Annotated in this window: 24 protein-coding genes and 2 pseudogenes; 11 read left to right on the top strand and 15 right to left on the bottom strand. The window is 39.2% G+C overall.

Translation table 11 applies throughout. The features are described 5' to 3' along the window. The 12 genes and pseudogenes from B4237_RS08570 to B4237_RS08515 form a co-directional block, all read right to left on the bottom strand. Positions 1 to 225 (bottom strand): annotated as a pseudogene (locus B4237_RS08570) (MFS transporter); the annotation flags it as partial. A gap of 81 nt (positions 226 to 306) precedes the next feature. Further along, complete coding sequence (locus B4237_RS08565; RefSeq protein ID WP_286942711.1) at positions 307 to 945, bottom strand: transmembrane anchor protein; 639 nt, start codon at positions 943 to 945, stop codon at positions 307 to 309. Positions 946 to 956: 11 nt separating this feature from the next. Then, complete coding sequence (locus B4237_RS08560; RefSeq protein WP_004804431.1) at positions 957 to 1,670, bottom strand: HupE/UreJ family protein; 714 nt, start codon at positions 1,668 to 1,670, stop codon at positions 957 to 959. A 41-nt stretch (positions 1,671 to 1,711) separates the two neighbouring features. Then, entirely contained in the window at positions 1,712 to 2,047 is a 336-nt protein-coding gene (locus B4237_RS08555; protein ID WP_286942709.1) for a hypothetical protein, read from the bottom strand. Positions 2,048 to 2,058: 11 nt separating this feature from the next. Further along, complete coding sequence (locus B4237_RS08550; protein WP_286942707.1) at positions 2,059 to 5,187, bottom strand: efflux RND transporter permease subunit; 3,129 nt, start codon at positions 5,185 to 5,187, stop codon at positions 2,059 to 2,061. Positions 5,188 to 5,198: 11 nt separating this feature from the next. Beyond that, a complete protein-coding gene (locus B4237_RS08545; RefSeq protein ID WP_286942705.1) occupies positions 5,199 to 6,677 on the bottom strand; it encodes an efflux RND transporter periplasmic adaptor subunit in 1,479 nt (492 codons plus the stop codon). A 10-nt stretch (positions 6,678 to 6,687) separates the two neighbouring features. Next, positions 6,688 to 7,887, bottom strand: coding sequence for a TolC family protein (locus B4237_RS08540; protein WP_286942703.1), 1,200 nt, complete (start codon positions 7,885 to 7,887; stop codon positions 6,688 to 6,690). 47 nt (positions 7,888 to 7,934) lie between these two features. Further along, positions 7,935 to 8,390 carry a hypothetical protein gene (locus B4237_RS08535; RefSeq protein WP_286942701.1) on the bottom strand — a complete coding sequence of 152 codons (456 nt, stop codon included), beginning with the start codon at positions 8,388 to 8,390 and terminating at the stop codon, positions 7,935 to 7,937. Positions 8,391 to 8,536: 146 nt separating this feature from the next. Next, complete coding sequence (locus B4237_RS08530) at positions 8,537 to 9,433, bottom strand: hydrolase or metal-binding protein (protein WP_286942699.1); 897 nt, start codon at positions 9,431 to 9,433, stop codon at positions 8,537 to 8,539. 219 nt (positions 9,434 to 9,652) lie between these two features. Continuing rightward, on the bottom strand, positions 9,653 to 10,810 hold the full coding sequence (locus B4237_RS08525) for a YqaJ viral recombinase family protein (RefSeq protein WP_286942697.1): 1,158 nt from the start codon (positions 10,808 to 10,810) through the stop codon (positions 9,653 to 9,655). 164 nt (positions 10,811 to 10,974) lie between these two features. Further along, positions 10,975 to 11,994, bottom strand: a complete 1,020-nt coding sequence (locus B4237_RS08520) for a DUF932 domain-containing protein (RefSeq protein ID WP_286942695.1) — start codon at positions 11,992 to 11,994, stop codon at positions 10,975 to 10,977. A gap of 14 nt (positions 11,995 to 12,008) precedes the next feature. Then, the gene (locus tag B4237_RS08515) at positions 12,009 to 12,236 is read right to left on the bottom strand and encodes a hypothetical protein (RefSeq protein ID WP_227513567.1); all 228 of its coding nucleotides are present in this window, start codon (positions 12,234 to 12,236) and stop codon (positions 12,009 to 12,011) included. Between the two features lie 536 nt (positions 12,237 to 12,772). Here B4237_RS08515 and B4237_RS08505 point away from each other — a divergent pair. The 5 genes from B4237_RS08505 (at position 12,773) to B4237_RS08485 (ending at position 14,540) form a co-directional block, all read left to right on the top strand. Next, complete coding sequence (locus B4237_RS08505) at positions 12,773 to 12,913, top strand: hypothetical protein (RefSeq protein WP_286942691.1); 141 nt, start codon at positions 12,773 to 12,775, stop codon at positions 12,911 to 12,913. 69 nt (positions 12,914 to 12,982) lie between these two features. After that, positions 12,983 to 13,261: a hypothetical protein gene (locus tag B4237_RS08500; protein WP_286942689.1), complete on the top strand. Its 279-nt coding sequence runs from the start codon at positions 12,983 to 12,985 to the stop codon at positions 13,259 to 13,261. Between the two features lie 9 nt (positions 13,262 to 13,270). Continuing rightward, on the top strand, positions 13,271 to 13,420 hold the full coding sequence (locus tag B4237_RS08495) for a hypothetical protein (RefSeq protein WP_286942687.1): 150 nt from the start codon (positions 13,271 to 13,273) through the stop codon (positions 13,418 to 13,420). 51 nt (positions 13,421 to 13,471) lie between these two features. Continuing rightward, the gene (locus tag B4237_RS08490) at positions 13,472 to 13,912 is read left to right on the top strand and encodes a hypothetical protein (protein ID WP_286942685.1); all 441 of its coding nucleotides are present in this window, start codon (positions 13,472 to 13,474) and stop codon (positions 13,910 to 13,912) included. A gap of 103 nt (positions 13,913 to 14,015) precedes the next feature. Continuing rightward, a complete protein-coding gene (locus B4237_RS08485; protein ID WP_286942683.1) occupies positions 14,016 to 14,540 on the top strand; it encodes a hypothetical protein in 525 nt (174 codons plus the stop codon). A 105-nt stretch (positions 14,541 to 14,645) separates the two neighbouring features. Here B4237_RS08485 and B4237_RS08480 read toward each other — a convergent pair whose 3' ends face one another. Beyond that, a complete protein-coding gene (locus B4237_RS08480; protein WP_286942681.1) occupies positions 14,646 to 16,070 on the bottom strand; it encodes a hypothetical protein in 1,425 nt (474 codons plus the stop codon). Positions 16,071 to 16,454: 384 nt separating this feature from the next. Here B4237_RS08480 and B4237_RS08475 point away from each other — a divergent pair, with 384 nt between their 5' ends. From B4237_RS08475 to B4237_RS08465, 3 genes are read left to right on the top strand one after another with little or no spacing between them, the layout of a single operon-like run. Continuing rightward, positions 16,455 to 17,660: a YagK/YfjJ domain-containing protein gene (locus B4237_RS08475; RefSeq protein WP_286942679.1), complete on the top strand. Its 1,206-nt coding sequence runs from the start codon at positions 16,455 to 16,457 to the stop codon at positions 17,658 to 17,660. A 29-nt stretch (positions 17,661 to 17,689) separates the two neighbouring features. Beyond that, positions 17,690 to 18,685 (top strand): hypothetical protein, encoded by a 996-nt coding sequence (locus tag B4237_RS08470; RefSeq protein ID WP_286942677.1) that lies wholly within the window; start codon positions 17,690 to 17,692, stop codon positions 18,683 to 18,685. A 5-nt stretch (positions 18,686 to 18,690) separates the two neighbouring features. Then, positions 18,691 to 18,966: a pyocin activator PrtN family protein gene (locus B4237_RS08465; protein WP_286942675.1), complete on the top strand. Its 276-nt coding sequence runs from the start codon at positions 18,691 to 18,693 to the stop codon at positions 18,964 to 18,966. On the opposite strand, the gene B4237_RS08460 is transcribed toward B4237_RS08465, so the two are convergent. Beyond that, positions 18,950 to 20,098, bottom strand: coding sequence for a tyrosine-type recombinase/integrase (locus B4237_RS08460; protein WP_286942673.1), 1,149 nt, complete (start codon positions 20,096 to 20,098; stop codon positions 18,950 to 18,952). The genes B4237_RS08465 and B4237_RS08460 overlap by 17 nt on opposite strands. A gap of 133 nt (positions 20,099 to 20,231) precedes the next feature. Here B4237_RS08460 and dusA point away from each other — a divergent pair, with 133 nt between their 5' ends. The 3 genes from dusA to B4237_RS08445 all read left to right on the top strand — a co-directional run bounded on the left by dusA (position 20,232) and on the right by B4237_RS08445 (position 22,512). Next, complete coding sequence (dusA, locus tag B4237_RS08455) at positions 20,232 to 21,251, top strand: tRNA dihydrouridine(20/20a) synthase DusA (protein WP_286942671.1); 1,020 nt, start codon at positions 20,232 to 20,234, stop codon at positions 21,249 to 21,251. A 260-nt stretch (positions 21,252 to 21,511) separates the two neighbouring features. Then, entirely contained in the window at positions 21,512 to 21,970 is a 459-nt protein-coding gene (locus B4237_RS08450) for a CHAP domain-containing protein (RefSeq protein WP_004881724.1), read from the top strand. Positions 21,971 to 22,068: 98 nt separating this feature from the next. Then, a complete protein-coding gene (locus B4237_RS08445; protein ID WP_192413249.1) occupies positions 22,069 to 22,512 on the top strand; it encodes a hypothetical protein in 444 nt (147 codons plus the stop codon). Here the strand turns inward: B4237_RS08445 and B4237_RS08440 are convergent. Beyond that, positions 22,499 to 22,811: pseudogene (locus B4237_RS08440) on the bottom strand (tRNA threonylcarbamoyladenosine dehydratase); the annotation flags it as partial. The gene B4237_RS08445 and the pseudogene B4237_RS08440 overlap by 14 nt on opposite strands.

Raw genomic sequence — 22,811 nt, 5'->3', positions numbered from 1 at the left:
TTTTCTTGGTAAGCGCTCTGCAAATGCTGATGCTATAGGTGCTACACCGATATAAGCAATCATCTTAATTGCCAAAGCAATACCAAGAACTTGAGCAGCTTCTCCCTTGGCAATATCGTATGCCTGTAAAGCCAGGGCGATCGTGATTAACCCTGTTCCAATGAGTGCAATCACTTGGGCCAAGAACAAATGCCGATATGTGGTATTTTTTAGTACTTCTAGCATTTTATGGATTCCTTTTTAGAATCTGACATCTATAACGATTAAATCTCCTTGGAAGACTATTCCAAGGAGATTGATTAAAGCTTAAAAGACTTTCTTCATTTCACTAAACTGTCCTTCTACAAGTAGAGTTACAGTCACTGGATTTTCTGTACGGTTACGCCAGAACCAACCATGTTTACCATCAAAAGCTGCTTTTAAGACACCTTGTTGAGTTGTCTCATTCTTGCCTTTTCCATAGCCATGATAGAACCCTTTAGGGGCATTTACGGGATCACCATGAGTATCATAGTTAAGACCACCTCCTACAGCTTTCCAATCAAAGTTGACACTTGCACTTTGTGGCATCGTTAGTTTTACCTCTGTTGCTTGCCCAGGTTTTAACTCAATACTAATGCTCTCTTTATTAATCGCAGGCATGGTCATCTGAGCAGTATCAATTGCCGTTTGAGTCGGAGTTTCTACTGACATTTCTTCAACACTATTCACTACCTGTTGAGCATTGAGACCATTCACTGATTCTTGAGCGAGTGATTGTTTTATTTCACCCATTTTTGTTAAGCCAAGCACTTTACCTATACCCGTCGGATCAATCGCATACTCCGCAGGCATGACACAGGTAATCAACACGACCACAGCACTAACGGCAGCAATTGCTGTTGATTTAATTAACTTTCTTGATGAAGGTAATTCGATATCTTTTGGAATTTCAGCGTTATACATAATTTAGATCCTTATTGAGTAATGAAGCCAGTAAGTTGATAGCCAACAAGTAAAAAACCGAGGAACATGAGGAAGACATTGCTTTGATAGGCTGTTTTAAAGAAATACGGTGTCTTTCTCCAAAACGTCATCAATAACAAGATGATGCACAGAGCCATAAACTGACCTAATTCAACCCCAATATTGAATGAGATTAAATTTGCCAACAGTCCATCACTCGGAACTTCATACTCCTGAATTTTTACTGCGAGTCCAAAACCATGAATCAGACCAAAAATTAAAGTCGCTACTTTCGTGTTTGGTTGAAAACCAAACCAACGCTGATAAGCCCCCAAGTTATCAAGAGCCTTATAAACAATTGAAAAACCAATGATTGCATCAATGATGTAAGCATTTATCGAGATATTGTAATAAACACCCACGAGCATGGTAATCGAATGCCCAAGTGCAAATAGGCTGACGTACAAGCCGATATCTTTCATTCGATATAAAAAGAAGATAATGCCAACAAGAAATAATAAATGGTCATATCCAGTGACCATATGCTTCGCACCCAAATAGATGAATGGAATCACATGAACGCCATAAATTTCTTGAATGTAGCCCTTATCACCTTCTGCTACGCCATGAGCAAAAAGTGTGGGACTTGCCAATGTAATGAATAAAGCAAGTAATCGCTTTATGTAAGCACTTAATTTCACAATGTGTGAATCAATAATTTGCATGTATATCAAACTCCAAAATTTAAAATGAATTGAAAATCCATTCACTCTTTGGGCGGTTTAAAAATACGGCTTATCATCAAAAAAACATATTCTTTACACCAATCTAGAATCGATATCCCCTTTAAGAGATGAGCTAAAGCAATCGATTTAAGTACGTCATAGCCAACAAAATGTTCATAGTAGTTATCCTGATGACCATGTGAATGTTGTTGGCTGATCTCATGATGGTGCGAATGAATTGCATCAATTGAAACGTGTCTCTGAAATTCATTTTCAGTTACATGCTCATTAAAGTGCAAACATAAAGCGAGACTGATCATGCAGACTAGCCACATCATCACAAATTTACTTTGTTTATCTCGCAATATATTTGTCATTAACGATGCCTCTAAACAACCTGTTCAGCGGCATCGTTTGATTTTCTTGACCGACCTTGGTTAAACCACACATATAAGGTCGGCAAAATAATCAAAGTCAGTAAGGTTGATGAAATAATCCCACCAATAACGACAGTTGCAATTGGACGTTGAACTTCAGAACCAATACCTACGTTTAAAGCCATTGGAATAAAGCCTAAAGAAGCCACTAAAGCTGTAATCAACACAGGGCGAAGTCGTTCCATTGCACCATGTCTCACCGCATCAATGACACTTTCCCCTTGCACTCGAAGCCTTTGAATGGCAGAAACAAGGACTAAGCCATTCAGCACAGCCACACCTGACAATGCGATAAAGCCGACGGCAGCAGAAATTGAGAATGGAATATCACGTAAAGCTAAAGCGATCACACCACCTGTTAATGCAAATGGTACGCCTGTGAATACCAAGACACTGTTTCTAACATTACCTAAAGCCATGTAGATCATGGCAAAGATCAGAATTAAAGCGATTGGAACAACAACCATGAGTCGATTCGATGCAGACTCCATCTGTTCAAAGGTACCGCCCCAAGTCAGCCAGTAACCCTCTGGTAATTTAAAATCTGCATTCAGCTTAGATTGTGCTTCTGCAATGTAACTACCAATATCTGTACCACGGACATTTGCTGTGATGACGATACGACGCTTACCATTCTCACGAGAAATTTGGTTTGGTCCTTGAACATTTTTTAACTCGATCAATTCTGATAAAAGTACACTTGAACCATCAGGCAGATTCACAGGAACTTGATAGAGTTTTTCTAAATCTGTGACAGTGTTTTGATCCATTCGAACAACAATATCGAACTTTCGATCACCTTCAAATACCTTCCCTGCTGTCTCACCAGTGATGAGGCTAGAAACCTGCTGCTGTACATCCTCAGCATCAAGCCCATAGTTGGCAATCATGTCTTTTTTCAGCTCGACAGATACCATTGGTAAACCCGTCATCTGTTCAACTTTCAAGTCAGCAGTACCATTCACTCCCTCTAAAATTTTAGCGGCAGCATTTGCTGATTCGAGTAGTTGACCTAGATCATCACCATATATTTTCACAGCAACATCGGTACGGACACCTGAAATAAGTTCGTTAAAGCGCATTTGGATCGGCTGAGTGAACTCGTAATTATTTCCATAAACACCTTTAGCTACTCGTTCAATATCGGCAACGACTTCAGCTTTTGGTTTCTTTGGATTTGGCCATTCACTACGTGGCTTCAACATGACAAAGTTATCAGCTACATTGGGTGGAACTGGGTCAGTGGCGATTTCTGCTGTTCCAACTTTGGCAAACATGGTCTGAACTTCAGGAATTTTCACAATTTCTTTTTCAAGCGTGTATTGCATTTCAACGGCTTGAGTTAATGAAGTACCTGGGATACGCAAAGCATGTAATGCCACATCCCCCTCATCTAAAGAAGGTATAAATTCTGAACCTAAACGAGTTGCAAGACTTGCACTGAATATAAAGAATATTGAGACAATGGCGATCAGTAGATATCTGTGATTTAAAGACCAATCTAAAATCGGGCTATAAAACTTCTTAATAAAATGAACAATTTTTGACTCTTCTTCTTTAATTTCACCTGTGGTAACTAATGCCACCATTGCAGGGACAAAGGTAATTGAAAGAATCATTGCTCCAACTAAAGCCATAACAACCGTTGCAGCCATTGGTGTAAACATCTTGCCTTCAACACCAGTCAAAGTCATCACAGGCAGATAAACCAAAATAATGATCAATTGACCATAAAGAATCGCTTTTCGAGATTCCTTTGTTGCTTCAAACACAGTCGTAAAGCGTTCTTTTTGAGTCAGAATACGTCCTAACTCTTTTTGCTTCATGGCTAATTTAGCGAGAGATGCCTCGACAATAACCACAGCACCATCAACAATAATTCCGAAATCGAGTGCACCCAAACTCATTAAATTAGCACTGATCTTTTGGTTGACCATGCCTGTGATTGTCATCAACATGGATAACGGAATCACCATCGCCGTAATCAGAGCTGCACGGAAATGACCTAAGAATATGAAAAGCACCACAATGACTAGAATTGCGCCTTCAAGTAAATTCTTCTTCACTGTTTGAATCGTTGCATCAACCAAAGTTGTTCGGTTATAGACTGCTTTTGCTTCAACACCTTCAGGTAGCGACTTTTGAACCTGTTGTAGCTTTTGATCTACAGCATGAGCAACATTTCGAGAGTTTTCGCCAATAAGCATGAATGCCGTACCCAGTACAATTTCTTGCCCATCTTTGGTCGCAGCACCTGTCCGTAATTCATGACCAATCGATATTTTGGCAACATCTTTCAATCTGAGGATATAGCCATTGCTCGTCGTAATCGGAATATTCTGGATTTGCTCAATCGAGTTAATTTGAGAATCAGAACGGATTAAATACTGCTCACCATTTTTCTCAATGTACCCTGAGCCTCTGTTCATGCTGTTCTTAGAGATCGCCTCTAAAATCGCCTTTTGATCTAGCCCTATGCTACGTAAATATGCATAATCAGGCTGTACCACAAATTGCTTTAGATACCCACCAATGGTATTGATTTCATTCACACCCTCTACATTTCGAAGCTGAGGTTTAATGACCCAATCCTGTAAAGTTCTTAATTCAGTGGGTGAAAGTGGGTTTAGACTATTCTTGGCATTTTCAACGGTATACATGAAGATTTCGCCAAGTCCTGTGGAAACAGGACCCATTGAAGTCGATATGCCGCTTGGCAGTGTTGATGTCACGCCTTGCAATTTTTCATTGACAATTTGACGGGCAAAATAGATGTCCGTCCCTTCCTTGAATATCGCCGTGACCTGAGATAAACCGTATCTCGACACAGAACGTGTATATTCAAGATTAGGAATACCTGCCAAAGCTGTTTCAATCGGGTAAGTGACTTGTGACTCCATCTCCATAGGAGACAAGCCTTGTGCTTCACTGTTGATTTGGACTTGTACATTTGTGATATCAGGAACAGCATCAATAGGTAGTTTGAAATAGTTATAAACACCCAATGCAGCTACGAATAGGAAGATGATCAGTACAAGCCAACGATTCTTAATCGAAAGCTTAACAATTTGGTCAAACATGGTGCTACCCCTTAATGATCATGAGTAGCGCCAGATTTACCTAGCTCTGCTTTTAATAAATAAGAATTACCTGCCGCATAAACCTGACCTGCTTTTAAGCCTGACTTAACTTCAACAAACCCATTATATTTTTCACCCAACTCTAAAGGACGTGCTTCAAAGTCATTGCCTACACGAATGAATACCACATCCCAATCACGGAAGTTCTGTAAAGCATCTTCACGAACCACCATCGGCTTCAAGCTTTGATTTTCAAAAATATGTGCGGTGATCAATTGACCTGAACGCCATTTAAATTGGTTGGCAATTTCAACAAAGACTTGAGCAGTACGTGTTTTTGGATCAATGACATCACTGATGTATTTGATCGTCCCCAGTGCTTCTTCTGTGCCCGATTGAATTTGGGGTTTTACCGTCACCTTAGCATTCGGGTTAATTGTATTCAGCTTATCCGTAGGAACGTTGACTACTGCAAGTAATTGAGATGTATTGGCAATTTTAAATAATGGTGTAGCTGGTGTAACGTTTGATCCAACAGCCCCCAGCACTTGTAAGACTGTGCCAGACATCGCAGCCCGAACCTCAGTTGTACCGTTGCCTGAACCTCCATAAGAGCTGATTAAGTTATTCAGTTCATTTGCACTAGTTTGAGCGGCAGAAAATTCACGCTTTGCATTAATGTAGTCAATTTCAGGCGATACTCGTTTTTGAAATAACGTTCGTTCTTGCTCCATCTTCTTACGTGCAAATTGCAAATTATCCATTGCAATAGAACGCTCAGCATTTAAGCGAATCAAATCTTGGCTTTGTACTGTAGCTAACAAATCACCTTGACTTACTTTATCTCCAATCGTGCGATATGTTTTGATGAGCGTTCCGCTAGCTTTCGGTGTGATAAAACTTTCAAAATTATCGGGGAACTTCAATTCTCCCTTTAACTCTAAAGCATTTTCAAACATCATGGATTCAACTTTTAAAAGCTCTAAGCCGCTGCTCTTGATACTACTGTCTAACATGGTGACACGACCTTCTTTTGTGTCCCATTTCCACGTATATTTTTTACCTTGATAATCAACATTGACAATCATCAAAAATGAATGTGGTTCATAGACAATTTCATTACCGATCAAGTAGTCACTCTCTGGTTTAAATTGAATATTTTGCTCAGCATCCAAACGTTTGATGTAAACATTTGCCGTTAACGCTTCAGGTTTAAGCGGTTTATCTTTGAAATACCCATAAACACGGAGATGTGGCTCTACGCCCTGCTCAAAGATTTTCACTTCTGCTGAGAAATCCCCATCACGATATAAACGTCCACCATGAGGTCCTTTCTCATCACCTGCTACTGCAACTTTTGCTGCTGTTGCTTCCCCATGTGCTGAAGAAGACTGAGTTTTTTGACCTGTCTTGTACCATGCCACAGCGCATAACACGACAAGCAAGGCAATAATGCCTGTCGCAATTAAAGTATTGGTTGGTTTATTCATATTCTTGCCCTTATTCTTGGTCTAAATGAGTAATGTAGTTGCGCTCGACTTCTGCAATTTCAGTCTGCAAAGCCAACCACAAATCGAATCGAGCAAGATGTTTGTCTAACCAAATTTGCTTAATGCTATTGAATTCAAGTAAAGAATTTTTCCCTGCTTGATAACCCATTTCTGCAATGCGAAGACTCTCATTGGTTGCGGGCAAAACGGTTTGATCATATTGATGGATCACATCAATTAAGTTAGAAACCTCAATGGACTTGTTTTCCAGTTCAATTTTAGAATTACGACTAACCCATACAGACTGCGTTTCAGCTTTCATCTGTTCCGCTTGGGCAATCGCAATATTGCCTTTATTTCGGTTGAAGATATTGAGTGGTATTGAGGTTGAAACTTGGAAGACCTTGTCATTGGTTTCTTGATAGTTTTTGACCCCAACACCCAAAGTGATATCAGGTATTGCCTCTTTACGAGCGAGTTCAAATTGTGTCTTTTTCAATTTTGAACTCAGAATCGCTTCTTGCTCAGCCAAACTGATTTTGTCTGTGAAATTAAAACTTAGAGGAACTTCTAAAGCGTTACTTGGTAGATTTGATGTGAACTTAGAGCACAGATTTTTCTGAAACTGCCCCTTTTTCACTTCATTTTGATAACGTAATTTTGATTCAGATGAAAGTGCTGCACTGAGTTGAGCATCCGAAGGAACTACTCGCCCAAGCTTGAGTCTTTCCGAAAGAACATTGGCTTGTCTTGCATTCAACTTGCTTTCTGTTGAATAAACCTCAGCACGTTGAGTTGCCACATACCAGTTCGCCATACAGATTCTTAAATCTGCTTTGAGTTCAGCCTGTCGCTTTGCTATTTCGAACTGATTACGATCACCTTGGAAACGTGCAATTTGCTTTCTCAAGGAGAGTTTATTACTAAGAGGAAGCTCTTGTGACAGTCCCAACAAGGTTGTTGAACCATCCAAATCCTTCAATTTGGAATTACCGAGATTATCCAACTCCACATTGAAAGTTGGATTATTTAATCTGCCAGCAAACTTTTGGTTGATTTCATAAGCTTGTTCGGACTGCTGTAAGCTATTCAGTACAGCATCACTTGCAATGACCTGCTTTTGTAGTTCAGCATAATTCGTTTCTGCGAATACATTTGCTGCTGTTACTACAAAACCACAAGTCAGAAATATCTGATATTTTTTAGACATGACTCTACCTATACAAAAAAATTAAAATTATTTTTTGTATAGAAAGATCAATTACGTAGGACGATTAGGTCTTTAGAGTAGGTATAAGAATTACTAAATACTAAAGGGGGACGCCGCTTTACAAAGGCTCGATAAACGGGCTTTTCAAAAAAATGAATAAAGAATAAAACGAGTGGAAGTAAGAAACTAAGAATAAAGATTGGATCTATACTTAAATCATTATTAGAAAAAATTGGTTTAACAGAATGATGATAGATAGGCTCATCAAAACTTTTCCAACTATGTACTTCTGCCTCATGATCAACAGTACTTCTTGTAGAATCATTTGAGTGCAGCAAAGACCAATGACTAGATGCATCATCTTCCACAACAATACTTAATTCATGTTGGTGTTCAATATTTTCAAGTAAAACAGGTGCCCACGCATGAACTCCCGTAATTGTTATCATAAACAAAAACAGGATAAATGCGAGTATAAGCTTAGACAACCTACTTGAACGCATGGCGATAGAGATACTACTGATTTGCTAACAAAATACTAAAAAGCTTTATTAAAGTAAATCTAATTTAACTTTACATTTACACATGAATCAATTTCAAATCTCCTACCCCAAATTTGTAAAAAAGAGTACGAATACTCTTTTTAAATTCAATTCAAAGCCTGCACCGACTGCTGCAACCCTTTCTGAATATCCTGAACACAGCCAACTTGATTCGCTGCATCTTGGGCTTGCTGGTTTGATTCATCTGTGTAGAACTCCTCAACAACATCTAAACCCTCTTCGCCATCCACTTCAAAGCTAGCATTGCTGTAACCCTGACGTGCCACATGATCTAAAGCCTCCTGATAAAACCCTGCTACTTTGCTTTGTTCATCGATCTGTTTGGCTGACGTAATAGCTTCTTGCAGATTAATACCATCACGTAAAGTTAAGTCCACGTAGTAGATCGGGGTGCGGTAACTTTGTGTCGTGCTCTTACCCCTCAAGGTCAATTGCAATGGCAAACATGAAAGCAAATCACCTGAAGCCGCATGGTAATAACTAAGCCTTGCTGCCAAGGTACGAATGCTATTAAAACCTGTGGTTCTAAAGATGAAGGTGCCAAACTCATCCGATTCATCCAGATTCACATAGAGTCGTCCGTAGGGTTTGCACAGTCCACCCTGTGCCAATGGACATAAATCAGGGGATGGGCATGGATGTTGTTCAATGCCATTTTGTCCAAGTCGCTGACAGGTTTCTCCATTACCCGAGCAGATTAAGCGTCCAGTTTGTCGGTCAAATAAGCTGTACTCAGCGCGTAAGCTGAGTTCAGGATCATTAAAGATCATACGGACTGGAATGGTTCTGAGTTTTTGATTGGGTGCTTTGGCACGTAGTTGTTCATCCAGTGGATGTTTGATCCATCCGTCTTTGTTTTGGATTTGAGAGGTAATGGTAAATTGGTCATCCTTTTCAGGGACGCGTTTGCCGTTCTTTTCAACGATCTTACCGATACTGATACGACCTAAAACGGGTGGTGTGATTGCTAAACCTTTAATCATGGTGTTGTCCTCTATGTAATTTTTGACGACTGCCCCTTTGATATGTGAAAGAAACAATCTTTTTGAAATGCATAAAAAAACTGGCAAAGCAGTCCATTTGTTCTCCCTAGGTACGTGCTCAACGTATCTAGGGAGAACGGGGGCTGTTTTGCGCTTTTTTGATGGATTGGGAATTGCGTGAGATAAGTTGCGATGCTAATGTTTTGGTGGGTGAGTTGCTTAGGCTAATGATTTGGATTGATCATCATCCACGTAAATCTGAAACCGCCGTGTCCCCTGCTTGTTGTGTGGAAATTGCTGTAAAAACTCAGGGTAATGTTGCAGTACGGCTTTGCTGTCTAAGCTGATTGAGTCTTTGGCTTTCTTCCATGTGACTGAACCTGCTTTAAAAGTAGCTCGTTCAGCATCTTGCATCTTGGCTTGGATTTGATGTTTAAGCTGATCAAAGCTCGTTTGATGTTGCTCAATTAAATGGCGTTGTTGCAGCAATTGCTCAAAGTATTGATTGGCTTGTGCATCTTCAGATAAATCCGTCGTGCTCAGTGGTATATGGGTTGGGTATAAAAGCTGTAAGGCTTTGGCTGCTGATTCCGAAGCATCCACATCTGGCGGTACATCTTTTTCGACACATTCCCAGAAGTAACGTTCCGCATTGATGATGTGTTGAATCACCGTTTCGCTTCGTGTCACTTTAAAGATTTTAGTTTCATGTCCACAGATCAAGGCGCAGATATGTGCAGCTTGTTTACCTGTTACCGCCAATTGATGTTGTACCTGACACAATACATAAAGCGGCACACCATCTCGCCATAGTTTTGAGCCATATTCCCCGACTGTTTTACATTCCAATATTTGAACCTCTTCATTACTTACTACGGCATAGTCCAAATTCGCCAACATAAACTGCTTATCCTCGTCAGGGTGTTGCAACACGGCATTGACGCGACGGACTTTGTGGTTGGTGTGCATGCTGTAGTATTCCGCCACCAATGGTTCAAGTTGTTTGCCCCAGTAAAGTGGTGCATAGCCTGCACTTTCATCTTCGATGTTCTGCTGCATTCGACCTGTTTTGATCATCCACAGCTCTAGCATCGACATATAGGGATTGAGTCCACACGCAGTAGCGGCATCACTACTACCGATACCCTGTTTACGGATTTCAAGCCATTGTTGATAGTTCAGTTGTTTAGTGTTGGCGAAGCGTTTGGCTGCGGGTGCTTTGGTTTTTCGTGGTTGTTTATTCGGTCTATCGCGCTTCATTCGTGTGCCAACTTCAATCTGAGTTTTTGACTGGTGTGTGGTCGGATTGAGCGGTTGAGGATAGGGTTGTAAAGGTGACTGGTTTAAGTTGTTTTGAATATGGTGATGAGTGTTCATTGCTATGTTCCTGTATCGATAAAATCGTAAAAGCTGAATTTCGGGCATAAAAAAAGCCACATCTGGAGAATGTGGCTAAGGGGGTATGCTTGTGCTTGTACGGTTTGATCGGTGAATGTAGATTAAAAGGACTAACTTAAATCAAACTGAATAGCGGCTTTGCTTTAAGCCACCATTCTGAGTGCTTGTTCTAGACCACGTTGTTTAATGGCTGCGCCTGCACCAAACCAAGCTGAATCGAGTCGATGATCGGTACTCATTGCTCGGCGTTCATGGTCGATAAATTCCGTGATTGAGCACAGTAAACCATAAGCTGTATCTTTGGCTGAACTGAGTTCTGCCCCACGGCCATGTCCGTTGAACATGGTCATCACTTTTGACATGGCACGGCCATTCGGTTCAGTTTTATTGCTCGGGTTATTGCGGTTGAAGTGAATAATGCTTGGATCAGCATAGTAGTTGCTTTCGTTAAAGACGCGATCAAAGAAAGCAGCAGCTTCTTGCTGAGTCACTTTACGTTCGCTGAGCTGTTTCATTTGGTACATGTGTTCGTCCCATGCACGAACTGAAATACCGAGTTGGTGTTTGACCTTCTCTGCATCAAAGCGAGTGCTGTGAGGCACTTTGACCACTCCAGTATTGTTGGATATATGGTTGTGGGCTTTCAGTGCAATCGCTAAGGTGTTGTTACACACCACGCGAATAGAGGTGAATTGTGCTGTTGTGGCAAGGGTGCCGTCACAAGCCGTAGCTAATAGAATATAGCCGTTACTCACATCATTACCTTTTAATGCTTTGCTTTGTCCTGTCTTCGCCAAAGCCCAGAACTTCTTGCCCCCTTTCAGTACTCCTGCGGTTTCCAGCTCAAAGCCCGATTGTTCGGTGAGGTCTCGATAGAATTCAAGAATCTCTTTGGGTTGCACTTCTTGGAAGCGTTGGCTCACCACGGACAAAGGTGCATGGGTATCTGAGCGGTATAAAACACGTTGTTCTTCAAAGGGCATAATGATGTTTTGCCCTCGATGGTTTTGCGCCATATAACTAACATCTGAAGATTCGATGCGCCAGTCCATGCCTGCTTGTTGTGCCCACACTTCTATCGGTTGATGTGGGGTGAGTTGATTGCCTAAACCATGCCAAGGGGTTTGTCCTGTAAAGGCCATTGTTTCTACTAAATGTGCCATATGTCTGCCCTCCCTTAGTTAAAGAATTTTGCTGTGGTATTCGGTGTTGATGAAGCCTTATCGACCAAGACGATAATCACACCACCGATCACTGCCCCTGCGATTCCACCTAGCATCGGTGAGAAGCCCATCGACTTGGCTAGGGACAAGCCAAGTACCGTTAAAGTGGTGGGGGTATTAGCAAGCCCCCAAGGAATTTCTTTCGGTAATGCTTTGATTTCAGGTTCTGGGTAAATGCCCATTTGTTCATCATTCATATCTAAATACGACATGTGCTGTACTCCATAAAACTTAAATGAATGTTCAAATGCCGAAGTTCTTTCATTCGGCTGATTGACCTTGTGATTGGGTTCATTTCAGTAATATGTGTTTGAAAATATTTGGAATCAGCTTCATGTTTATTTTTTAAATGATCATGTCGTACAGGCAACTAAATCGAATTGACCTCACAAATAGATATGATTATGATGACCTTGCTGACCCTCATGGTCAGTCGGTTTTAGCAGACCGTATCCTAAGTGCACTAAAAGATTCATTCTTTTGGTGTGAACCCTCGTGCTCCCTCTGCGGTAGAACGGGAGGGGGACACCTTCGGGTGTGCTGATTCTTAGGTTCAGTCTGCTAACCCCTTTTCGTTCTGCCACCATTATTTAGCAGTAATTGGTAGAACTTCTTAAATACCTAAGGAGTCAATCATGACTGTTTCTTTCTTTTTAGCGTTTTGCTGTATTCCAATTGGTTCTCGTCGGTCTAAGTCAGGTTTCACCTTACTTCGACAATGAAGTTTATTGCACGTCTGATTTTAATCATTGCTTTAGTGATCTGGCTCGGCCCTGCCTTTATTGGCTTTGTGCTGTTGATGATCTTGTTCTATGCATTATTGACTTTGGCAGGCTGGAATAAACCGCCTCCACCCTAGTCTGGTGCAGCTCTTATTGTTTGCAATGTAAATCAGGCATCGATCTTTCGCTTGATGACGAGAATTATCATGTCTATTTTTTATCGTTTGCCCATTGTGGCCTGTGCAGTTGTCGCTGCAATTTCAGTGACCGCATGTGAAAGTAAATCCAAACGTGACTTTAATGAGGGTTGCCAATCGGGTGGTACGGATCGTTCTACCTGTTCCTGTGTCTATGACAAGTTGGAATCACATTATTCCGCTGAAGTGATGGACAAGCTTGGACAACAGCATGTCAGTCAACTTGATCTTCCCCATGACTTCACTGAGCAAATGCTTCGTGCAGCTCAAGCTTGTCAGTCACGTTAGGAGTTCAGTATGCAAATCAAACATTATCTGATCGGGATTTATATCGTGATTGCCTTGCTGTTCTCGGCTTATTTAAAAGGCTGTAGTACCACCGCAGATCGAAGCTATGCCTTTAACTTGGGTAAAGCCATAGTTTGGCCGATCTCGATGTTTAACTAACTGTATTAAAGCAACAACCAACTTAACAACAATAATCAGGGTTTTATTTTTATGAACAAATATCGCAACACTTTTTTAAACAGCATGGCATTGATCCTTGGGTTCAGTGTCATCAGCTTAACCCATGCCGATATCGGGCAGCTCAACACGATTTATCACCATCCACAATCAGCGCCAAAGCTACAGCGTTGTAAAGGCAATCCACAATGTAATGCCTTTTATGCCTTGGCGAAGCAATGGCAATCCATTCCGAACAATTTCAAGCTCGATGGCATCAATGTGAAGTCTTATGCCAAAGCTGGGGATGGTTATGGTTTATGGAAAGGTTTTAGCTTGAATTCGGATCGTGCGATTGCACTGGCTGAAGCAGGTGATGCTGCATTTTTTAATGGCGGAAGTCACTCCAAGGCAGATGAGCGTATTTATGCACAAGGCCTAGCTGTTCTGCTCTATTTGGATCATCAGCCTCAACGTACAGCCACATCAAAATAAATCACATTTGGACTGTTCATACGCCTCAGTAAGTGTATTGATCAGCGCAAAACATCAACGAGAACATGGTGCGTAAACAGTCCAATGATCAGGGGGAAATATAATGAACAGTCAGATAAGAACGTTTTTGCTATGTATGATTGGTATCAGCTTACTGAGTGCCTGTAGTCCATCTCAACAAGCAGAACACAAAGAACTGAGCCAAGAAGAACTCAACAAGCTTGATCCTGAAACTCGGAATATCTTGGAAACAGATATAAGTGAGCTTGAAGTCAGCGTACCTGAAACTGATCAGTCTGAAGCAGAATATCAAGATAGCTTAAACGAAGAAATTGCTGAGAATAGACCTGTACAAGAAGAGTTTGATATACGGGTTTATCGCGCTGAGTCTCAAGGCACAATGACGGGCTATATTGATAAAATCGACATTATCTCACTCAATGACTTGCCTACCACCATTACAGGGATTCAAGTGAATCGAGGCCATTGTGCGGTGACTCGAATGTACGATTACCGCAATATGCACTATGGCTCAGTGGCACTCGCCTACCCACGTTGTAAGGCTGAGAATATTCGTGAAGTCAGTGTCAGTACCGCTGATGGAACCTATGCTTATCGTATTCAATAAACAGGTACATAAGATGTGTAATACTGTTTTTTATTACACATCAAAGAATGCTAGAAAATACGCTATTTTCCATTGCAAAATCAGTTGAAAAGATTCCACCAAGACCTAGAACCGTATGAAAATATCAACGTCTGGAATTCTTTTTTTCAAGAATTCGCTTACCGCTTTTTTTAAGCTATTAACATTCAAATTAAAGGGTTCAAGTTTCTCTTTTTTAGAGCTATTGGTTTCATTTGAAGCTTTCTCCTGAAGCATAATTTGAATGCTTTGAATCTTTTTCTTACCTCTGTTAGGTGGACAAACAGACACATGAAGTTGATCTGAACTTTTCAATATTTGTACTAAGTTTTCAGTGAAAAGCCCATAATTTGTTTTAAATGCTGTCGTAGAAGGATTAAGCAATTCATCAAGTTGCTGGTTATCTTTCAATGCTAAAGTTGAATTGCTCATTATCAACTGATCAATCTTCCCAAGATCAATAGCAGCTAAATTTGAACTATTAAAAATTCGCTCACAATGGAAATGGATAAAAGTAAGTGCAAGTATTGAATTGAGAACAGCATCATATCCTAAAGAGTGGATGTCTTTTCTGTTGCCAATTCTTTGATTAGAAAATTTATCCAAGACCGATAAAACTTCATTTCCTATAGCACTCAAATTATTAATTTCGTCAATTTGTGCCTGATTATATTTATTGCTATTTCCCATTTTCATAAAGTCTAAACGTCTCGACTGGTAACTGATCAAGAAGTCTCGAAGCAAATACGGCAAATTTTCAAGTGGTTCATCCAAGCCAATTTGCAGTGCAAAATGAGTCAATGTCAGCTTTTCATTAACTTCAGTGTTGTAATCCATACAAGATACCGAGTTAAAATAAAGTGGCGATGGGTGACGAAATAGAGGCTTAAGGATTTCATAACATTCGTTAGTTGTTGGCAATTTCGAGTGACCCTTTGGATCGTTACTGCTTTTAAATTTCTTGTAAGACAAATGAATTGGTAGAAAACTGATGAAAAGATCTTCTATATCCAACCTTGGAAAAAGGTTCGGAAGGTAAAATTTGTTTTGATTTAAATATGACAAAACTTTTTCTTTCCCTGAGTCTCCCTCGTCAGAGTAAAGCTCTTCAACTATTTCATTCCAAAAGTTTTCAGAAATATGGGAAAATACCAGATTTATTTTATCAACAGACATAATGCCATTTGAGACAAGGAAAAAATCAGGCAATAAAACTTTTCCAGTCTGAACAAAACCAATTGCATTATCCAAGAATCTTCTTTCTTCCAAAATAACTTCAATATTCTCGTCCAGCTTTTCCGCAGAAAGTTCAGGATCATATAACGTATACGCTTTTATCAACTCTGTACGTAATTGTTCTTTAATATTGCTACGTTTATTGACCATAAACCTGTAGAAGCCTGGAAATTTCAACCTAAATTTACAAGCATAAATTGCCTGCTCGATAAGATTTTTAACCAACGGATCAGCAATAGAAAAAACCGCGTGTGTGTAAGTCTTTTTTGTGGCCAATTTTAATCCTATATAAATCAACAGTTAAAAAAATAAAATCAGGGTGTATACACTTACCAATCCGATAACTACAGACTAACTATACAAAGTAACCACTTAGTTGTTAGGAAACACTCAATGCTTCAAGTTAAAAATTTAGCACAGCCGCTAAGCATGATAAGCCGAGCTTTCGTCAAGTTCATTTCACTTCGGAAGAAACCAAACCTGCCTGACTTCACGAGCTTGTCTACATTTACAAGTGCAGGGAATAAGGTGAATTCAGCCTCACAAGCTTGTGGTACTTATATGATTAATAAATTATCTATTAATCATAACATTACAACCAATACTAATTAAATATCAGTTGTATACCAAGTACATACTTGGTAAGCATGGAGTTAATGCATGAATGTATTAAGACGACCATTTAGCCCACTGGCTAAAAAACCAACCAAGCTCGAAACAAGACCTAATACTGTATCTTTAGATGAAGATCTAGATATCTTTGAAGCAAATCATGGTGATTCAGCAAATGTATTGGATAAACAGCATACATTGAAACTACAAGATAGCCTTTTCGGTCATAGTCACGGAAAAGGCTATCTTCAACGCTTACCAGAAAATCCATTTATCTATAAACACATCCTTTGTTGTTGGATCACAGAAAGAACTGACAGCAACGATGTGTGTATTTTGTACTACGATCAAAGCTCAAGTACTTCACGAAGAAACTTGCTGATAGAAGACCCCGTTCTACTTAGCTATTACAAACAACTTTTCATGCTTGAAGATATTAGTGAAGGTGAATTCAAAAGTGAGCATTTCACTAGCGTAATGAGGGTGGTGACTAAGTTTTGGTCTTATCGTGATGAATTGCTCACATTTTGGAACTGCCCTAATGCAACGATCAAAATCTTGCAAGAAGATTTAAGCTTCAAAGATGTCACAGTGTTTAACATCCTTAATCAAATACAGTTAGGGGTGTATGACGAAATTCATGGAGCAATTTTTAAGGAAGCAATTCGAAAACGAGTTCGCCGCTCTACTGAACATTTCAAAAGTGCAGAACGATATCTTTCACAATTAAGAAAGGAATCGGGGCGATTGCTTGTTATCCGATTAGACATTTGCTTCCCAACTGAACTAAAAAATATCAGTGTTCAAGAAGTGAAAAGTTACTTTAGTAGCTTTTCGCAGAAGTTAAGGCGAAGCAGCTCGTTAGTTTTCAAAGGATATATCTGGAAGCTTGAATATGGATTTAATAAATCATTCCACTACCATTTGATCATTTTTTTATGTGGTAGAAAGCACTGCCATGATATCAAACTTGCCCAAATGATCGGTGAAATGTGGGATAAGACTGTTAATGGTAAAAATTGTTATTTTAATTGCCATTCCACAAAGCAATTAAAGCATTACAGGGATATTGTTGTTGGCCGGTTAGAACAGAATGATCATATTAAAAGTGATCGATTACTGAATATTGTCATTAGATATTTCTGCAAGAAAGATCAGTTCATTATGCACAAAAGTATTTTGCACAAAAATACTTTTGGTACTGGCCTCACGCTAAATAATCGTAAAAAAGTTGGCCGCCCAGCAAAAATCTAACTTAAGCAAAATACTTTGAGGAATACGTAATGAATCAATCTTTCTTTCCACATTATGATCTTTCAACAAACCAACTTCAAACTTGCCAGAGTCTTGTTTGCAGTCCAATTACTCAATATCAAATTGAAGTTATGACCAGCATTCAAAAATCTCTAGTTCGTATAGAAAAAGATACTTTTAAGGTTTTTGCCGATAAGAAGGAAACAAAATTCAGTCAAGAATGCGGAGCATTTTTTGAAATGTTACCTACTCTTGCCCAACTATATTGTAGTTTCGATGCTTGGCTAGATTTCAATCCTTATATGCAAGTAATTTTTGAAGAATTATCAAATCCTATGCATCAACAACTTCTGAATAGAAATTACTCGTTTCTAAGTAAGGAATACTTCGTTAATACAGTTCATCGTTTTAAGTTTGCTCTCACACAAAAAAAATGTGCATTAAAGTTATCTAAAAGAAAAACTTTAATCAAAGAGCAAGCTAACTTACAGAAGAAGTATTGCAGCCGACTATTAAGCAAACAGCAAGAATTGAACTGCTTTCTTGTTGAATTACCATTATTTCTAGATTCTGGGCTACTCAACCAAGAATCAGCGATCTCGTATGAAAAAGACACCGTTAAGCTCATGAAAGAATATTTTCAAAATATTCATGCAGCACAAGTCTTTAATCAGAAACTGTGTGACATACAATGGCGAATTGTAAAAAGTATTCATGGGAATTTAATTGGCCAAGCACTAATTTATATGCTAGGCACTGAAGCGGAAGTAGAGTGCGAACCAGAATTAAAGAAGCTTTGGATTAACACGACTCAAAATAGAATTGCGAATTATAGCTCTATTGGCGAACCGAGCATCGCATCATCAACTATTTACATGGGTAATGGCATTGCATTGAAAGCTTGGAAGAAAAAGTTGGATCTACTGCATGCTCATTTGGAGTTTTTCAGCTATAAAGCAAACGGTATCTGTTTTAAGTGGAAAAACTACACTGGAAATTTTAACACATTAAAAACAGAGGGCTAATTTAGATGGGAGTAGCAATTAAATTAGAAACGTTTGATTACTTATTTATGAAATACAGATCAACAATTGTTGATTTGATGACAATAGTCACGGACTATTATCCTCATCTAAGTAAAGCTGAAGCGCTAAGAAAAGCAAACAATTGTGAGTTTCCTTTCTCAGTGTTTAAATTGGATAAAAGTAAACGTGCACCATTTTTAGTGCACTTAAATGACTTTGCTAGTTTTTTAGATAAACAATATTCACAAGCCTCTAAAGATTTTGCTACGTTTCATCAATGAGGCGTAGCACCTCTTCCAGTTGAATAACGTTTCGTCTAGCTTTGACAGAGACATAACGCTGCAAACTACTCCAAGAATCATGCAAGCTTACTTTTTGAATTTCAGGAATGGTAAAGCTTTGCTCTGCAAGTCTAGTACACCCTTCATGTCTTAAATCGTGAAAGCGTAGATCATCGATACCCAACATTTTACAAGCTTCTCTGAACTCTTTACCTAAGCTTTTAGGATTCAATGGCAGCAGTAAGTTTTCATCATGCCCAAGCCTCAACATCCGTTCACGAACTTCTGACTGCTTTAATCTTTTAATCATTTCCTTACAAGGATCAAGGACATCAAATGATTTATGATTACCTTTAGAGCCATTTGGATTTTTTAGATCATGCACTTTCCATGATGAATGATACTGATCATAATCATCTAAACTTAAACGGGTTAATTCTGCTTCACGTCTACAGGAAAAAATAGCAAACCAGATAACTAAATGCATCGGGTATTTAGTCCCATGTTTATTAAGTTTCCAGCGCTCGACAAAATACTTTGTTAAAGCTATTAATTCCTCATTTGTTGGCAACCTATCTCTCTTCTTACTAGAAGATATTTGGCGTGTTTTTCTCAGTTGTGCGGTAGCTTTATCAAAACTATTTAAATCAATATCTATATCCCACATCACAGAGGCATGAGCCAAGACACCACGGATATGAAGCAGCTCATGTTGCTGTGTACTTGTTGAAATTGGGTCTAACTTCAAGAGAGGAATCCCAGCTTTTCTTAATGCGACATGATCTGCCAAATGTACTGATTTTATTTTTGTGATAATATTGCGCGCTATCGGAAATTTCTTAATTAAGAGTAGAGAATAGCGTTTCGTCCTTCCGTACTCGCTCCCAACTTCTTCCAAATATTTATCAATGGCGTCTGCCAAGGTTAGGTCTATAAGTTTTTCTTTGCCTAGCAAAATGTCTGGATTTTCTTGAATCTCAACTTCTCTTTTCTTAAGCCAATTTTCCGCCATTTTCTTTGAATGGAACGTTTTGCTTTCAGAATAGACAGGATATCCCTTTCGGTTGATACGGATAGCAGCACGGTAACTAACACTACCATCTGCACCTTTTCTAACTGTAACAGACCCCATAATTTACACCATGAACTATTTTTCCCATTATGGTGTAAAATTTGGTGTAAATGCAAACAGCAAAACCTACATTCACAGGTGTTACTACGCATTTACACAGATTCAAATACTAGCTTTAAAGGTATGATTTTAAATGACTATTAACAAAAACCTTAAAAACATTAGTAATCCAAGAATCAGTGTAGCGCCAATGATGGATTGGACAACCAAAGATTACCGTTTTTTTGCACGCCTATTTAATCCAAATATCGTGCTATATACCGAAATGGTGACCACAGGTGCAATCATCTATGGTGGTGCAAATCGTCATTTAGATTTCAATAAACAAGAACATCCAATTGTGTTACAGCTTGGTGGTTCTAACCCACAAGAGTTAGCAACTTGTACCAAAATGGCGCAAGACTGGGGCTATGATGAAGTCAATTTAAATGTAGGTTGCCCAAGTGACCGTGTTCAGAATAACAAGATCGGTGCTTGTTTAATGGCTGAACCCAATTTGGTGGCGGACTGTATTTACAACATGCAAAAAGCAGTTTCAATTCCAGTAACGGTTAAACATCGTATCGGTATCGATGACATGCAGTCTTATGAAGAAATGTTGCATTTCGTAGATACTGTTGCAGCAACAGGTTGTACTCATTTCATCGTACATGCCCGTATTGCGATCTTGCAGGGATTATCTCCAAAAGAAAACAGAGAAGTTCCCCCGCTACGTTATGAAGACGTATACCGACTCAAACAAGAGCGTCCGAATTTGATCATCGAAATCAATGGGGGGATCAAAAGCTTTGACGAAACTCAACAGCATTTACAACATGTTGATGGCGTTATGATTGGACGTGAAGCCTATCACAATCCATATTTATTGGCTGAGTTAGGTCAACTTTGGAATTTGGAAGCACCGAATCGTTTTGAAATCATGCAACAAATGATGCCGTATATTCATCAACGTGTGGCCGAAGGCGCACCACTTTCAATTATCACACGCCATATTCTAGGCTTATTTCAAAACTTGCCAGGCGCACGTAAATGGCGTCAGGCATTAAGTGGTGGAAATGCCAAAACCATTCAGGACATCGAAACTGCAATGAGTAATATTCAGGCGGCAATGCAACGTACAGAAGACTATCTTCGAGAGCATCAAACTGATTAAATCCCCATCAAATCTAAAGTGCCAACCTCATCACAGCGTGAAATATGATTTTACAAATCTTTAAATGCTGTGTTGCTGGCACTTAACCTCCTAATTATTAGAATATTATTCATCTGATTCTAGGTGTTCTATAACGGTGCAAACCGCATATCGTTATATTATTACATTAACTTTAAGATTTTTTCAGATTTATCGCTTACCATCTGTTTCGCCATAAATATGGTGCTCATTTGGTTTTAAAGATGCGATAGAGATTGTAGATGATTTACGATGTACCCTCAGTTGATCACAGCATGGTTCACACACCAACCCACATGATTGTGACCGCCCAAGACTCACCGAAACAACCATCAATCAATGTAAATAAGTTTTCTAAAAAACTGGTACATCGAGCATCGTATCGTAGTTCATCTCAATGTGCGAAGTATGTGCGTATTGCTTTACAAGCTGCTGGCGCAAAAATCACACAACATCCAATCGCAGCAGCGGATTGGGGTAAAACGCTACAAGAAATCGGCTACCAAAAAATCAAACCTGCTTTTGATAATCCTCAAGTTGGTGATATTTATATTATCAATCGTACTCAAAAACATCGTTACGGTCATATCGCAGGATTTACTGGATCACAGTGGGTTTCAGACTTTATGCAAACTAGTTATGACGTGTATAAAGACAAAAATGTCACCTATACCTACTATCGTTTAGATCAATCCATTTAAGAAACCCAAAAAAATATTGAGCATAGGTTTATAGCGCCAGTCCACACTGGCGTTTTTTTTGCATGAAAAATAACTAACTTTATGTGCAAATCAATAATATGAAAAAAACGATCTTAAGCTTTATTACTTTAGCAATAACGACTTCTACAATTGCGACGCCTTATACAGAAACCACTTCAGTATTTAAACAAGTTCCATCTAAACGAATATATCAACCTGACTATCTCATTAAAAAAACAGACCAATCACAGGTGACCATTCACATTCAAAGAAAGAAATATTTGAATGGGATCATCGATTGCCCATCCTTAATTTATTTTGATAAAAAGAAAATTATTTCTCTACATTCATTTGAAGAAACGACCTTATTTCTAAATCCAGATCGTTACTATATTAAATATGCGATTAATAATAGCGGTTGTATCAATCTTGAGTTTTATCAAAACGTGCAGCCTGAAATAGATATCATGACCCAAGAGCGACTTATGCTCGGAGAGCATGTTTATGAGTTTTCTATAGGCGAAGAAACTAAACCGAAGTAAGCGTTTTTTTAGTATCAAGCTTTTTAAGGACTTCTGCTACGGCGACCATCGCAAAACTAGAAGTAACCACGACAGCCGACCCATACCCGCCGCAACGTAGTCCCGCACTTGGACAAACATCTGCACTTGAAAATGGATTATCAATGGAATAAACACAGGTAATTCCAAATTTCTCTTTCGGTTTTTTACAAATACCTTTCGAGCGAAGTTGTGCTCTCAGCTTCGCGAGCATTGGATCTTGTTCAGTTTTAGATAAATCCGCAACACGAATTTTCAAAGGATCAAGCTTACCGCCAGCT

The sequence above is a fragment of the Acinetobacter sp. UBA6526 genome (assembly GCF_002434875.1).
Classification (GTDB): domain Bacteria; phylum Pseudomonadota; class Gammaproteobacteria; order Pseudomonadales; family Moraxellaceae; genus Acinetobacter; species Acinetobacter venetianus.
The sequence above is the reverse complement of the archived record's forward strand: the minus strand, read 5'-3'. Positions and strand labels throughout refer to the sequence as shown.

Bases quoted from the DNA above. Each gene is read 5' to 3' on its own strand.
- B4237_RS08530 (WP_286942699.1), bottom strand. From the start codon at position 9,433: ATGATTAAAGGTTTAGCAATCACACCACCCGTTTTAGGTCGTATCAGT.
- B4237_RS08490 (WP_286942685.1), top strand. From the start codon at position 13,472: ATGAACAAATATCGCAACACTTTTTTAAACAGCATGGCATTGATCCTT.
- B4237_RS08485 (WP_286942683.1), top strand. From the start codon at position 14,016: ATGAACAGTCAGATAAGAACGTTTTTGCTATGTATGATTGGTATCAGC.
- B4237_RS08500 (WP_286942689.1), top strand. From the start codon at position 12,983: ATGTCTATTTTTTATCGTTTGCCCATTGTGGCCTGTGCAGTTGTCGCT.
- B4237_RS08515 (WP_227513567.1), bottom strand. From the start codon at position 12,236: ATGGGCATTTACCCAGAACCTGAAATCAAAGCATTACCGAAAGAAATT.
- B4237_RS08540 (WP_286942703.1), bottom strand. From the start codon at position 7,887: ATGTCTAAAAAATATCAGATATTTCTGACTTGTGGTTTTGTAGTAACA.
- B4237_RS08460 (WP_286942673.1), bottom strand. From the start codon at position 20,098: ATGGGGTCTGTTACAGTTAGAAAAGGTGCAGATGGTAGTGTTAGTTAC.
- B4237_RS08505 (WP_286942691.1), top strand. From the start codon at position 12,773: ATGAAGTTTATTGCACGTCTGATTTTAATCATTGCTTTAGTGATCTGG.
- B4237_RS08555 (WP_286942709.1), bottom strand. From the start codon at position 2,047: ATGACAAATATATTGCGAGATAAACAAAGTAAATTTGTGATGATGTGG.
- B4237_RS08535 (WP_286942701.1), bottom strand. From the start codon at position 8,390: ATGCGTTCAAGTAGGTTGTCTAAGCTTATACTCGCATTTATCCTGTTT.
- B4237_RS08470 (WP_286942677.1), top strand. From the start codon at position 17,690: ATGAATCAATCTTTCTTTCCACATTATGATCTTTCAACAAACCAACTT.
- B4237_RS08495 (WP_286942687.1), top strand. From the start codon at position 13,271: ATGCAAATCAAACATTATCTGATCGGGATTTATATCGTGATTGCCTTG.
- B4237_RS08550 (WP_286942707.1), bottom strand. From the start codon at position 5,187: ATGTTTGACCAAATTGTTAAGCTTTCGATTAAGAATCGTTGGCTTGTA.
- B4237_RS08445 (WP_192413249.1), top strand. From the start codon at position 22,069: ATGAAAAAAACGATCTTAAGCTTTATTACTTTAGCAATAACGACTTCT.
- B4237_RS08450 (WP_004881724.1), top strand. From the start codon at position 21,512: ATGATTTACGATGTACCCTCAGTTGATCACAGCATGGTTCACACACCA.
- B4237_RS08545 (WP_286942705.1), bottom strand. From the start codon at position 6,677: ATGAATAAACCAACCAATACTTTAATTGCGACAGGCATTATTGCCTTG.
- B4237_RS08565 (WP_286942711.1), bottom strand. From the start codon at position 945: ATGTATAACGCTGAAATTCCAAAAGATATCGAATTACCTTCATCAAGA.
- B4237_RS08475 (WP_286942679.1), top strand. From the start codon at position 16,455: ATGAATGTATTAAGACGACCATTTAGCCCACTGGCTAAAAAACCAACC.
- dusA (WP_286942671.1), top strand. From the start codon at position 20,232: ATGACTATTAACAAAAACCTTAAAAACATTAGTAATCCAAGAATCAGT.
- B4237_RS08525 (WP_286942697.1), bottom strand. From the start codon at position 10,810: ATGAACACTCATCACCATATTCAAAACAACTTAAACCAGTCACCTTTA.
- B4237_RS08520 (WP_286942695.1), bottom strand. From the start codon at position 11,994: ATGGCACATTTAGTAGAAACAATGGCCTTTACAGGACAAACCCCTTGG.
- B4237_RS08560 (WP_004804431.1), bottom strand. From the start codon at position 1,670: ATGCAAATTATTGATTCACACATTGTGAAATTAAGTGCTTACATAAAG.
- B4237_RS08465 (WP_286942675.1), top strand. From the start codon at position 18,691: ATGGGAGTAGCAATTAAATTAGAAACGTTTGATTACTTATTTATGAAA.